At 34.5% G+C, this 13,550-nt stretch carries 14 protein-coding genes; 8 read left to right on the forward strand and 6 right to left on the reverse strand.

Going from position 1 to position 13,550, the window contains the following annotated elements:
- Positions 1-8: 8 nt before the first annotated feature.
- From F9279_RS02450 to F9279_RS02460, 3 genes are all read left to right on the forward strand, one after another.
- Positions 9-941, forward strand: a complete 933-nt coding sequence (locus F9279_RS02450; RefSeq protein WP_152111057.1) for a magnesium transporter CorA family protein — start codon at positions 9-11, stop codon at positions 939-941.
- Between the two features lie 91 nt (positions 942-1,032).
- Complete coding sequence (locus F9279_RS02455) at positions 1,033-1,539, forward strand: acyl-CoA thioesterase (protein ID WP_152111059.1); 507 nt, start codon at positions 1,033-1,035, stop codon at positions 1,537-1,539.
- Between the two features lie 209 nt (positions 1,540-1,748).
- Positions 1,749-2,027 carry a hypothetical protein gene (locus F9279_RS02460; protein WP_152111061.1) on the forward strand — a complete coding sequence of 93 codons (279 nt, stop codon included), beginning with the start codon at positions 1,749-1,751 and terminating at the stop codon, positions 2,025-2,027.
- A gap of 43 nt (positions 2,028-2,070) precedes the next feature.
- Here F9279_RS02460 and F9279_RS02465 read toward each other — a convergent pair whose 3' ends face one another.
- The 3 genes from F9279_RS02465 to F9279_RS02475 form a co-directional block, all read right to left on the reverse strand.
- Positions 2,071-2,709, reverse strand: coding sequence for a Bax inhibitor-1 family protein (locus tag F9279_RS02465; RefSeq protein WP_152111063.1), 639 nt, complete (start codon positions 2,707-2,709; stop codon positions 2,071-2,073).
- Between the two features lie 73 nt (positions 2,710-2,782).
- Entirely contained in the window at positions 2,783-3,157 is a 375-nt protein-coding gene (gene mscL / locus F9279_RS02470) for a large conductance mechanosensitive channel protein MscL (RefSeq protein WP_152111064.1), read from the reverse strand.
- 46 nt (positions 3,158-3,203) lie between these two features.
- Positions 3,204-3,476, reverse strand: coding sequence for an acylphosphatase (locus F9279_RS02475; RefSeq protein WP_152111066.1), 273 nt, complete (start codon positions 3,474-3,476; stop codon positions 3,204-3,206).
- Positions 3,477-3,879: 403 nt separating this feature from the next.
- Between F9279_RS02475 and F9279_RS02480 the strand changes: the two genes are divergently transcribed.
- On the forward strand, positions 3,880-4,998 hold the full coding sequence (locus F9279_RS02480; protein WP_152111068.1) for a hypothetical protein: 1,119 nt from the start codon (positions 3,880-3,882) through the stop codon (positions 4,996-4,998).
- Positions 4,999-5,064: 66 nt separating this feature from the next.
- Here the strand turns inward: F9279_RS02480 and F9279_RS02485 are convergent, their stop codons facing one another.
- Positions 5,065-6,297 carry an aminopeptidase gene (locus tag F9279_RS02485; protein WP_152111070.1) on the reverse strand — a complete coding sequence of 411 codons (1,233 nt, stop codon included), beginning with the start codon at positions 6,295-6,297 and terminating at the stop codon, positions 5,065-5,067.
- Between the two features lie 280 nt (positions 6,298-6,577).
- On the opposite strand from F9279_RS02485, the gene pgmB reads away from it, so the two are divergent.
- Positions 6,578-7,240 carry a beta-phosphoglucomutase gene (pgmB, locus tag F9279_RS02490; protein ID WP_152111072.1) on the forward strand — a complete coding sequence of 221 codons (663 nt, stop codon included), beginning with the start codon at positions 6,578-6,580 and terminating at the stop codon, positions 7,238-7,240.
- 678 nt (positions 7,241-7,918) lie between these two features.
- On the opposite strand, the gene F9279_RS02495 is transcribed toward pgmB, so the two are convergent.
- A complete protein-coding gene (locus F9279_RS02495) occupies positions 7,919-10,000 on the reverse strand; it encodes a DNA topoisomerase III (RefSeq protein ID WP_152111074.1) in 2,082 nt (693 codons plus the stop codon).
- Positions 10,001-10,165: 165 nt separating this feature from the next.
- Entirely contained in the window at positions 10,166-10,321 is a 156-nt protein-coding gene (locus F9279_RS24895) for a hypothetical protein (protein WP_193224409.1), read from the reverse strand.
- Positions 10,322-10,639: 318 nt separating this feature from the next.
- Here F9279_RS24895 and motA point away from each other — a divergent pair, with 318 nt between their 5' ends.
- From motA to F9279_RS02510, 3 genes are all read left to right on the forward strand, one after another.
- Positions 10,640-11,440, forward strand: a complete 801-nt coding sequence (gene motA, locus F9279_RS02500; RefSeq protein ID WP_152111076.1) for a flagellar motor stator protein MotA — start codon at positions 10,640-10,642, stop codon at positions 11,438-11,440.
- On the forward strand, positions 11,433-12,230 hold the full coding sequence (motB, locus tag F9279_RS02505; RefSeq protein WP_152111077.1) for a flagellar motor protein MotB: 798 nt from the start codon (positions 11,433-11,435) through the stop codon (positions 12,228-12,230). The genes motA and motB overlap by 8 nt, the downstream gene beginning before the upstream one ends.
- Positions 12,231-12,447: 217 nt before the next feature.
- Entirely contained in the window at positions 12,448-13,545 is a 1,098-nt protein-coding gene (locus F9279_RS02510; RefSeq protein ID WP_152111079.1) for a carbohydrate kinase, read from the forward strand.
- Positions 13,546-13,550: the final 5 nt, after the last annotated feature.

Consider the following 13,550-nt stretch of genomic DNA (forward strand, 5'->3'; position numbering starts at 1 on the left):
GGATTAGGGTGAATAAATATCACTTGCAAGATTGGGAATGGTATAAATTAACGAATGAAAATGACATTTATGAAGTTATTTTAGATAAAGGCTATGATATAAAAAAATGGTTTAAAGAAGTGAAGGACAAGAAAAGTAATTATATCCAAATGGAAACGAAAGTAGTAGGAAAAGAAACATTAAGTGGATCTTTGATATATAACCGAGAAGTGGAGAAAAAGGATGTTTATGAAATTTTTCACTTTTACTTGTCTGAAGATTGTCTTATTACTTATGATTATCATGATAATAGCTTACATACTGACAGTAACAATTTATATGAAGGAATGATGCGTGCTGCAACGCCGGTCGAAGGATTTATGATTATTATTGGTCACATCATGACTGAACTACTTTATCATATAGATGCATATGAGAAACGGTTAGAAGGGTTGATTTGGGATTTAAAAGAAAGAAATAGTATAAAAACGCTAGATAAAGTTTATCAGTCTCGTCACGAAATTCTTATTTGGAAAAATGTCATGATTCCTTTTCTAGAGATTAAATTTGCAATTGAAGAAGCTTTTGGTGATTCGGCCGTAAAAGGGAGAGAGTATAAAAGGAGTAGCATAAGAATTGAAAGAGGACTAACACTTGTTTCTGAATATGAAAAGGAATTAAATAACTTAGTGAACTTTGAGGAGGTAGTTTCTCAGCACAGAGGAAATGAAATAATGAAAACTCTTACTGTTTTTACTACTCTCTGTACACCTATTATGGCATGGGGAGCTCTATGGGGAATGAACTTTAAGTTTATGCCAGAATTAGATTGGAAATTTGGCTATGTTCTCTCTTTAGGTATAATTATTGGGTCGACGGTAGCTGTCTTCTTCTATCTAAAGTCACGTGGCTGGATGGGAGATTTATTAAAGCCGCGCAAGAAAAATTCCTTCTTCCGCTAAGGGTTAGACTCATCCTTCTTTGTTAGCATATAATAAGAGCAAGCAAAAAACTTAATGCAATGAATATCATCAAAGGTGTCAAGGAGGATTTATGGAAGAGTCAAGATATTGTAGTGAATCATTAGTGGTAAAAACAAGTATTGTATTTCCAACAGACACAAATACTTATGGTACTTTGTTTGGCGGTAAATTAATGGCGTATATTGACGATACAGCAGCAATTGCAGCTATGCGCCATGCAAGACGAGGAATTGTAACTGCCTCTACGGATTCGGTAGATTTTCTATATCCCATTCAGGAAGGCAATGCTGTATGCTTGGAAGCTTTTGTAACATATACAGGTACATCCTCTATGGAAGTGTTTGTAAAGGTAAGTGCAGAGGACTTAATTTCAGGAGAAAGACATCTTTGTGCTCTTAGCTTCTTAACCATGGTAGCAATTGATGAAAATGGGAAACCAACAAAAGTGCCAAAAGTGATTCCACAAACAGAAGAAGAAAAAAGTCTATATGAATCTGCAAAGGATAGAGCAGAGGCAAGAAAGAAACGTAAGAAAGAGACAGAAGAGCTAGTAAATAAGTATAAGGATTTATATTAAGGGTTTTATCCTTCAGAACCCTGTCGAAACTAGAGATAACCTTCTCTCTGAATAAAGTAATAAATAGACAATTGGTCGGCATTTTTTTATTAATGCTGTCGAAATATCAAATTATTTTCCAGGAAATGATGAGAATTTCCGATATGTTGTTGACCAATTTGTCTGTTCTTGAAAAACAATGATTGAAAGAGTAGTAAAGGAGTTCAAGTATGAATGTATTCTCTTATTATGTTATTACAAGAACAATTGATTATAGCGGGCAGTTGAGTACAGAAATAGAGAAAACCCTCATTCTACAAGATGACAAAATTTCCTCTGCTGAAAAAACATTTCCTTTGGATACTATATATGATATTTCCTATAAGCAAAGCATCAATACATATAAGATTTTGTATCTTCATACGAATCATGGAGTATACTCATTTGTAATAAAAGATGATCCGGAAGAGTGGATTGAGTTAATAAAGGAAAAATTGAATAATAAATAAAGCCATCTCCTTGCAAGAAATATGCAGGTAGATGGCTTATTTTTTAATCTTTATCAGCTAATATCCCAAAAATACGAAGAATACTGATGAATAAGTTAAGGAAATCAAGGTATAGATTTAATGCCATTAAAGGAACTTGCTCTGCGGTAATACCATAATGCTTCATTCGATTAAAATCAAACAATACATATCCACTAAAAACAAGGACACCAATAAAAGAGTAAGCAAGCATTCCAGTTGTAGTTAATGGCCAAAAATAGTTAAAGATACTAATGGCTATTAAAGCTATTAATGCTGCAAATAACATACCTCCTAAGAAAGATAAATCTCGCTTTGTTTTAGTAGCATATATCGCCAAAGCAGCAAAAACTACTGTGGTAGTTCCTAGTGCATTTATTACAACATTTCCTCCAACTGTAGAAACGTAATAAGACACAATTGGGAAGGTAGTAATTCCAGAAATGAATGTAAAGATAAACAAGAAAGAGTAGGAAAGAGATTTTCCTCTTCTAGCAAAAAGGGCAATGAGTAATAATACAATTTCTAAAATAGCTAAAGGTAAAAAAAGATAGGAAGGAATAAAATTACCTATCATGGTTCCTGTAAAGGCAATACCTAGTGAAAGGGCAAAAGTTCTTAATACAGATGGCATATATTCATTACTTGGGCTATATGCATACATTCTCTTCACTCCATTATCATTATGATAATCTATATACGTCCTATTAACAGGAATGTTTCATTAGTTAGTATATTTATTTCTCTCTAACCATGTCACCTTTTAATAAATCACGTATTTCTTTTAATAGTTCTTCTTTCGAATCTACCTTCACTGCTTCTTGTTTCACTTCTTCTTTTTTCTTAAATTTACTTAGCAAGCGAATCACAAGGAAGATGGAGAAGGAAATAATAAAGAAATCTACAATCGTTTGTATAAAGTTTCCATACTCAATACCTTTGTATACTAAGGTTTTAAATTCAACTCCAAGAAATAAATGAGTAAATAATGGCATAATTATATCTGATACAAGTGAATTAACAATTTTACTAAATGCTGTACCCACTATCACACCAATTGCTAAGTCTATAACGTTTCCTTTTATTGCAAATGCTTTAAAGTCTTTCCACATAGTAACCTCCTGAATTTTAGAAAATATAATCTTATTTTAATAGATGCTAATAGGTAATACGGAAGGAAGTGAAGAGTTCAGATGTTTCCTCTTTTGTTATATCCATTTTTTGAACCTTTGCAAAACGATTTCCTCTTTTTATTTCCACTAGAAAGGAGTCTAAAACGTTTTGTTCGCCAATTGCGACTATTTCTACCATGCCATTGGATCTATTTTTTACCCAACCAGTTATCTCATATTGCATAGCAGTCATCTGGACAAAATAACGAAAACCAACACCTTGAACTTTTCCGCTCACTAGTACATGATATTGTATCATTATGGTTCCTCCCACCATTTTTTATAAGCTTACAACACTTGTTTTTCCCTTATCTAAGTAGCTTTATCTTTAAAGAATTCCCTATAATCCGTGTCGTTATAACTTTTTCTACCCCAACTGATATATAGCAAACTTATGAACAATCTTCCGTTTGTGCAAGATATTGAGTTTAATTTTGCTTTTCTTTTAATCTTCTCATATTGGTTTTGTTGGTGCAAGGGATGAAAGTTTTCTTCGATTTTTCTCTATTTTAAATGGGAGATATACAGGGGTAGCTTTGAAATTGGAAAAAGCTAGGTTTGTAGAAAGTCGTTGATTTTGTTACTATTAGTTAGTTGAGCAAACAACTTGAGCATATAATTGTTCATAGGAAGATTTGTTACAAAGTAATGGGAGAGTATGAATGAGAAAAGCTAAGAATATGTGGCTCCTTTGGACCCTGTTAGTGATTATTGTATTTTCAGTCGGTGCGACATTATTAAATTTTTATATAGATAATAAAAAAACAACTAATATAAATAAAGATACTATTGGAACAAGAGATATAGACTGGGTGGAACAAAACGCCTATTTTACTATTAATATGAAAGTAAATGACCGTGATTACGAAATATATCTTGTGGGCGAAGGGGAGAAAAAATCGCAGTTAGCGGAAGATAATACGCTGGGGAAGAAAGATGATACGATTGTAAGAGGAGACTTCTCTTTTTACTTATGGAATGAAGAGTATGGACAGCTTGCCTATAGACAGGATGTGCAGCTTCCGAATCCGATGACATTTAATCTCTCAGAGAAAAATTCCAGTACGTATATGGTTAACCAGCAAAACATTGCAGCGATATTACAAGAAAACAGTAAAAATAACCTTGTTGCTTACTTTTATAGCATAAATAAGAATAAATTAATAAGTGTATCTGATGGTGGCTTAAATTTATCCAGTAGGAATATAAAAAGTATCCAACAAAATTATTTGCAAACAATGAGTAAACAAGATGAAGAGAACGTTCACTTTGACACTTGGATGTTGGAAAAAAACAAGTTAAAGCTTGAGAAGGTGGATGAAACACTTATTTCAGATAAAGAAGTAATAGCAAAATGGCTAGAAGAAGGAGAGTATTATTATCCTTTTAAAAATGTCAAAATTGATTCAAATATAATAACGCTTGCTGAACAAGGATTATTAATTGGTACTCAATATCCAATTGGTACTAGTATAAAAGAAATAATAAAAATAAATCCTGATTATGTCGTAAAAGATGCCGACATACAGGAAGCAAGGTTGATTTTTCCAGAGGTTACTTACTACTATGATACTGGAACAGAAATGGTCACGTCCGTCTCTATTCCAGGTGTCCGCTTGAAGGAATCTATTCAATCCTTTAAGAATGCTTTAGGGGAGCCGAACAGTCTTGTAAACATAGATAATGAGTATATGGCAACATATGATGCTAATAATTATCAATTACTAATCCATTTAGATGAATCTCAAATGATTCAATCGATCCAATTGAAAAGGAAGTAGTGGGTAAATTAAAGGAAGAATCAGCCTTCCTCAGAAGGCTGATTCTTCCTTAATGTTCATTAAAATTTAAAATGCCCAATCTCCATTGCGGAATACTGGCTCAACTTTGCCATCAGAAGTGATTCCATCAATGTTCATTTGATCAGATCCAATCATAAAGTCAACATGTGTAAGACTTTCGTTTAATCCTTTTTCTGCTAATTCTTCACTAGACATTGTTTTGCCACCCTCAATACAAAATGCATATGCACTACCAATAGCTAAATGGTTAGATGCATTTTCGTCAAATAGAGTATTGTAGTAAAGAATGTTAGATTGAGAAATTGGTGAACGATGTGGAACTAATGCCACTTCTCCTAAATAATGAGATCCTTCATCTGTTTCGACTAATTTACGAAGAATTTCTTCCCCTTGTTCCGCTTTTACTTCCACAATACGGCCATCTTTAAAAGTAACAGAGAAGTTATCAATAATATTTCCACCATAGCTTAATGGTTTTGTGCTAGAGACAGTACCATTTACACCTGTTTTATGAGGAACGGTAAACACTTCTTCTGTTGGCATATTAGCCATAAATTCAAAACCTTTTTCATTAATAGAGCCTGCTCCACACCATAAGTGGCCATCTGGAAGCTCAATAGTTAAATCTGTTCCAGGAGCAGTGTAATGAAGCTTTTTATAGGATTTTTCATTTAAGTAATCCACTTTCGTATGAAGATTATTATCATGCTCTTTCCATGCTTGAACTGGATCCTTTGTATCTACTCTAGAAGCCTTAAAAATGGCATCCCATAGTAATTCAACACGGTTTTCTGCAGGTGCATCTGGGAAAACAAGATTTGCCCAAGCTTGTGAAGGAACTCCAATAACAGTCCAGCTTACTTTATCTGATTGTACATAACGGCGGAATGTGCTTAATGCTGTACCAGCCGATTTTTGAAAGTTACTGATTCTCTCTGGGTCTACTCCTTTTAAAAGATCAGGGCTAGAAGAAGTAATAGACATAAATGCTGCACCATTTTCAGCTAATTCTATTTGCTCCTTTGCTCTCCATTCTGGATACTCTGTAAATGCTTCACTTGGTGCTAAGTCATATTTTGTACGTGTAACAACATCGTCAGACCAGTTAACAACGACATTCTTTGCGCCAACTTCATAAGCAGATTTTACGACAAGGCGAACAAATTCTAGTGCATCAATAGTTGTATTAATTACAAGTGTTTGATCCTTTTGAATATTTACCCCTACTTTTACAGCAAGCTCTGCATATTTTTGTAGATTTTCTTGAAATGTACTCATATAAACTCTCCTTTTTCCTGAGCAGTAGCTCTATGTATGAGCATAAATCCCAAGGAGGGAATGGATGCTTCTTCTATTGTAGCTTTTTTATGAGAATAAATAAACTGATTCATTGCAACATTAGCATAATTTCAAGTAGGAATTTACCCATATTAATAGATGGATTTGATAGAATATAGGTAGGATAGACTTTAGTAGGAAAATTATTTTGCCATAATGTAAAGTAGCTGTTATATGTGGGCAAACAGAGTTTTTTAGGAATCTTTAGGAGGTTTATTTTTTGAGAGAATTAAAAGCAGTTATTTTTGATTTTGATGGTGTTATTGCAAATACAGTACCTTATTACTATAAAGCAACAAAGAAGATGGCTTTGGAGATTGGTGCTCCTTTTACAGAAGAAGATAATCTGAATTATCAAGGAGTGCCAAGAAAAGTTCTTATAAATGATTTATTAGCTAGAACAAATAAGGTATTAACTGAACTGGAAAAAGAAGATCTAGGGAACAGAAAGAGTAATTACTATAGAGATCTTATCAAGGATTTCACTTCGGAACAAATGCTTCCAGGGATGCTTACATTTCTTCAAGAACTAAGAGCAGCCGGAATTAAATTTGGTATTGCCTCCTCTAGTTCTAATGCGCCGTTTTTATTAGAGCGATTTGGAATAAGAGACTGGTTTGAATGTATTGTAGATCCCCATTCACTAACAAAAGGAAAACCGGATCCGGAAATTTTTCTGAAGGCTGCAGATGGTTTAGGAGTAAGGTATGAAAACTGTGCAGCAATAGAGGATGGTCAAGCTGGTTTAAGCGGAATACTTAGGACACCTATGTTTTCTGTGGGGATTGGACAGGGAGAGATTTTTAAGCAAGCCGATTGGCAAGTAAAAGCAACGGAAGAGTTAGTTGCTTCTACACTATTGGAAAAATTTAAAAGTAAGTAAGAAGCAGAGAAGTTTCTTTACAGGCTATGGAAAAAACCCATCTTGGAGTATAGTATGGTCACCAGCAAATTTGTAGTAACTTGCAAAATAAGCGGAGAATTCCGCTTAAATACTGATTGAATGATATTTTGGTGCTACAACGGATTTCTCCGGTTAAGCAAGGAGAAAAACCTTCACATTTTTAGGTGTTTTAGGAGAATACCGGAAATATCCGTCTATAGAAGCTATTATTCATATTATTTAACTAAATAAGTGGATTTCTCCGGTTAAGTAAGGAAAAACCTTCACATTTTAAGTGTTTTAGGAAAATAACCGGAAATATCCGTCTATTGGAGCTATTCTTCATATTATTTAACTAAATAAGTGGATTTCTCCGGTTAAGCAAGGAAAAACCTTCACATTTTTAAGTGTTTTAGGAGGATAACCGGAAATATCCGTCTATTGGAGCTATTTTTTAAGGTAATAACGAAAATAGTCGGATTCCTCCGGTTATTTCTCCACTTGGCCCTTAGTATAGTTCTCTAGAGCGGACCCTTTCACTAGTTCTTTAAGGTTTGGTCAGTAATAAAGGCTTCTTAACCTAAGAAAAAACCACCCGTTCTGTGCTGCACCTCGAACGTCAGATTCTTAACTCTAACGTTCGAGGTGCAGTACATCTCACGAGTGGTACTTATTTCATTAGTCTTCTTTTTTCATAGCTGCTTTAAGCAAGTCACCTAGGCTTGTACCAAAGTTATCATCTTTACTATACTGTTGAACAAGTTTGCGCTCTTCTCTTTTATTAATGGTCTTTTTACGGTCAGTAGCTTTTTCTACTACATTACATGCTTTACATTGGAAGTAGGTTCCTGCTACTCCGTTATGAATTTCCATTTTCTTATGACATTGTGGACAGCGCTTGTTAGATAGTTTTGGATCTTTTCTCTTACTGAATGAGCATTCTATGCTTGAACATGCCAAAATCTTTCCGTTTTTAGTATTTTTCTCTTTAAGGAAAGATCCACACTCTGGACACTTAGAACCTGTTAAATTTTGTATTTTATAGTTTTTCTCACTGTGTTTAATTTCAGAAACAAAACGTTTTGTTTGTTCTTTAATTTGCTTCATAAATGTTATGGAGTTTGCTTTTCCTTTGGCGATATCCTCTAACTCTTTTTCCCACTGTGATGTTAAATCAGGAGTAGTTAGATCATCATTAACTAAGTTAATAAGTTGTTTTCCTTTTGGAGTAGAATGTAATTTTCCATTTTGTCTTTCCACTACTTCTGAACTTAGCAAACGCTCAATAATTTCAGCACGTGTTGCAGGAGTTCCTAAACCAAACTTCTCCATTTTCCCTAATATATCTGCTTCTGTAAAGCGAGATGGTGCTTCTGTAAATTTTTGTTCTTTTACGATCGATTGAACCTTTAACTGCTGACCTTTTTGGATAGTTAACTTTTGAGAGCTAGTATCTTTCCTTGCGTCTAGAGCTTTAAATCCTAGCTCAAGAACATTGGTTTCTTGGACAGTAAATTTTTCTCGATTTATGCTTAGTTCAGCAGTTATCGTTTCAAATTTATACTTAGGATAGAATAAAGTTAAGAAACGTAAAACAATCAAATCATATAATTTCATCTCATCATTATCTAAACGGTTTAAGAATACTGGCTGTTCAGTTGGAATAATGGCATGATGGTCTGATACTTTGTTATTATTAAAAACACTTGGAGCTTCCACTTTCCCTTGTTTATTAATAATCGGCTGTACTTCCTCTTTGTATGCCCCAGAAATAGCTTTTAGTCTTTCTAACATGGTATCTTTCATATCCGTTGTTAAGTAGCGTGAATCTGTTCTCGGGTAGGTAACAATTTTATGTTGCTCATAAAGTTTTTGAAGTACATTCAAGGTCTTTTTGGCAGAAAAACCAAAGCGTTTATTCGCATCTCTTTGTAGCTCTGTCAGATCATAAGGAAGTGGATGGTTTTCTGTCTTCTCTTTACGATGAATAGAGTCAGTAATAGCCATTTGGTTTTGACATTTAGCTACTATATCCTCTGCCTTTTTTTGATTGAAAATTCTTTTTTCTCCATTAAGTTCATATCTTGCTTGCATTCCTTCAATGGTAGCGGAAATAGTCCAATATTCTTTCGGTATAAAGCTTTGGATTTCCTTTTCGCGTTCAATCACCATAGAAAGTGTAGGTGTCTGTACTCGACCTGCTGATAATGGATCATTAAATTTAGTGGTAAGTGCACGGGACACATTTAGACCAATAAGCCAGTCAGCTTGTGCTCGACATATTGCTGATTGATAGAGTGAATCAAATTCTTTTCCAGGTTTTAATTGTTTAAAGCCATCTTTAATAGCTTTATCTGTTTGGGAGGATATCCATAAACGTTTTGTTGGCTTATTGAAACGTGCTTTTTCTAGTATCCAACGAGCCACCAATTCTCCTTCTCTTCCCGCATCTGTAGCTATTATGCATTCTTTAATATCTTTTCGCTTAGAAAGCTGTTCAATGGCTTTATACTGATGACTAGTTTGCTTCATCACTTTTATTCCCATCTTGTCTGGGATGATTGGTAAGTCCTCTAAGTTCCAGTTTTTAAATTTCGGATCATAGTTTTCAGGCATTTTTAATTCAATTAAATGACCAAGTGCCCATGTTACAATATATTTATCTGATTCAATATAACTTTTTGAAGTTTTATTACAACCAAGCACACGGGCAATTTCCCGAGCAACACTTGGTTTTTCACATAATACAAGAGATTTCATAATACACCTTCCAATAGATGAATTTCCCTTCAAAAGAAAATTCTATATTTTAGTTCCAGCTATTAGTATAACATGGAGTAAGTCTATATAAGGGGTAGAAAGGAGGGATAAACGAATGCGACGCCCTTACAAAAAGAAGAGCGCCGTTAAATGGAGTTAGATTAATTAATCTTTTTCTACTCGATTTTTAAATGCTTCTTGTGTCACAATGAACTCTTCGTCTTCAGGAGCATCTTCTGCATGAGTATGTTTTCTTGTGTCCGCAGGTAAAGGGCCTGGGTGATGTTTCTTCTTATGATTAAAATGTTCTCCACGTGCCATGTCTAACACTCCTTTCTGTTCTCTCCTATTTTTAGAAAAAATAAATCATCCTATACCAAAAGAAAAATTGAAATGATATATAATAGTAATATAAAGAGTGGTGGGAACTTTTCATTTCAGGTTCTCAGAAAATTACCCAATCTATTTGGTGCAATGAAAGCGAACTTATCAAAAACGAGAGATGATTCATTCATCTCTATTTGCATGAAAAAACAAATTTATACAAATATACACAAAATACTTCTAAAAAAAAACGTAATTATGTCGAAAAAAAGAGTAAGAACTAGAAACGAAATTTTTAAAAGATAGGTGGATTCAATGGATAAGTCGTCCTTATTTGGAGTAATACTCGCATTAATTGCTGTTGGAGTAGGTATGGTAATGAAAGGGGTTAGCCCTGTCGTTCTTTTAAATCCAGCTGCCATATTAATCATTTTATTGGGAACAGTTGCTGCTGTTGTCATCGCATTTCCTTTACCAGAAATTATGAAAGTTCCAAAGTTATTTGGAATTCTTTTCAAAGAACAGAAGTTACAGGATACAAAAGAATTAATTCGTCTTTTCTCTGATTGGGCACAGCTTGCTAGAAAAGAAGGATTACTTGCTTTAGAAGCAAGAACAAATGAAGTGGAAGATCCATTTCTAAAGAATGGCTTGTCCTTATCTGTTGATGGACAAAGTGCAGAGTATATAAGAGATGTATTATCAGAAGAAGTAGAAGCAATGGAAGAAAGACACCGTACAGGAGCACTTATTTTTACTCAAGCAGGAACTTATGCACCTACATTAGGAGTATTAGGAGCGGTTGTTGGTCTAATAGCTGCACTTGGGAATATGTCTGACGCAGAAGCTCTTGGACATGCCATAAGTGCTGCTTTCGTTGCTACACTAATGGGAATATTTACAGGATATGTCCTATGGCATCCATTTGCTAATAAGCTAAAAAGAAAATCACAGATTGAAGCAAAGCAAAAGTATTTGATGATTGAAGGAGTTCTTTCTATTTTAGAAGGAGAAGCACCTAGAGTAATTGAACAAAAGTTAGCATCTTATTTACCGGTAACCGAGAGAAAGAAATTCTTAGAGGAAAGTGAAAGTAGCGTGAGTGCTAATGAGTAAAAAAAGGAAAAAGAAAGAACATCATGAAGAGCATGTAGATGAGTCATGGCTTGTTCCCTATGCGGATGTTCTCACGCTCCTATTAGCGTTGTTTATTGTTTTGTATGGAATGAGTTCCTTAGATGCAAAGAAATTTTCTGCCATGGCAGAAGTATTTAATCAAGAGTTCCAAAGCGGTACAGGAGTACTCGATTTTCCTAGTCCAGCACCATCTAAAGAAGAAAAAAATCTGGACACAAATGAAGAAGTGGAAAACAACCAAGATGACAGTAAAAGTGTTTCAGATGAAAAATTAAAGGAATTACAAAAAGAACAGGATCAACAGGAACTAGCAGAAGTACAACAAAAGGTTAATGCTTATATTGAGCAAAATAATTTAGGTGGCAAGCTTGAAACAGAGCTTACTGACGAAGGATTACATGTATCCATAAGAGATAATGTACTATTTGCTTCTGGAAGTGCGGAAGTGCGTGATGCAGACAAAAATATTGTATCAGAAATCTCAAAATTACTAGTAATGGACCCTCCGAGGAGCATCATAGTAAGTGGTCATACAGATAATGTACCGATTCATAATTCTCAATACTCTTCTAACTGGGAGCTCAGTGTAACAAGAGCATTGAATTTCATGAAATTACTATTAGAGAATAATGAGTTAGACCCAAGAGCATTCAGTGCAAAAGGATTTGGAGAATACCAACCAATTGCAAGCAATGATACAGCAGAAGGTAGAGAAAAAAATAGACGTGTTGATATATTAATTCAACCAAGAGAAGAAGTAACGAATTAAGAAAAAGACTGACTTTCAATCAGTCTTTTTTTGTTTGTCTGTCTATCCCTGTCATCTCCCTAGCCTAGTGAGAATAAGGGTTCTTAAGATTACAGTATATTAAGCTAATGTTTTATTTATTATAAACGAATACTAGTTAAGGGTTGTTTATTATAAAACAAAAGTCTATAATATAGACAAAAGTTTATTTGTGTAATTCCTTTTTAAGGAGGACTATATGAATGATAAAGAGATTCACATTCTGGAGTTAATTAAAGAAAACCCTTTTGTTACCCAGAATGAATTAGCAGAAAAAACTGGATTATCTCGTTCGGCTGTAGCAGGATATATTTCCTCGTTAACAAAAGAAGGGAAACTATTAGGAAGAGCGTACGTTTTTCCTAAAAAGAAAGAAGTCGTATGTATCGGTGGTGCAAACATTGATCGTAAGCTTCAAACAGAAGAGACCATTCAATATGGCACTTCTAATCCAGCCTATTCTAGTCAATCAGCAGGTGGAGTAGCACGAAATATTGCTGAAAACCTTGGGAGACTAGGAGTCCAAACCTCTCTCTTTACGATAATTGGAGAGGATCATGGCGGGGAATGGCTTTTAGAAAGTACAAAAGCATATGTAGATATTACGCCTTCTGTAATGAAAGAAAAACATCAGACGGGAACGTACACAGCATTGCTAGATTCTGAAGGTGAATTACAAGTGGCATTGGCTGATATGTCTATTTACAACAGTATTAATCAGGAATTAATAGAGAAAAAGTGGGCACATGTTGCTTCAGCAGATCTAGTCATACTAGATACTAATTTCCCAGCAGACGTTCTTGCATATGTGATTGAAAGATGTCGAAAAGAAGGGAAATCGTTATGTATAACACCAGTTTCTGCCCCAAAGGTTAAGAAGCTTCCGCAGAATTTACATGGTGTGTCTTGGCTAATTGCTAATAAAGACGAAGCAGAAGTGTTGGCAGATATGAACATTAAGGAAGAGGGAGATTTCTTCCAGGCTGCTGAAATTATTCTCTCAAAGGGAGTAGACAAAGTAGTTATTACACGTGGAGATAAGGGACTAATCTACTTCACTAAATCGGGAGAAGCAGGGGTTATTTTGCCACCAAAGATAAATGTGGTAGATGTTACAGGTGCTGGAGATTCCTTAGTATCAGGAATTATGTATTCACACATTAAAGGGTTACATACAGAAGATGCTTGTAAAATAGGGATTGCTTGTTCCTTACTAACCTTACAATCCAATGAAACAGTTAATCCCCAGTTGAATAATAAGAAGTTGCAAGAAACGTTTGGAAATTACTTTCACTAAGAGGA

This window comes from Bacillus sp. B1-b2 (assembly GCF_009183415.1).
Lineage (GTDB): Bacteria > Bacillota > Bacilli > Bacillales > Cytobacillaceae > Niallia.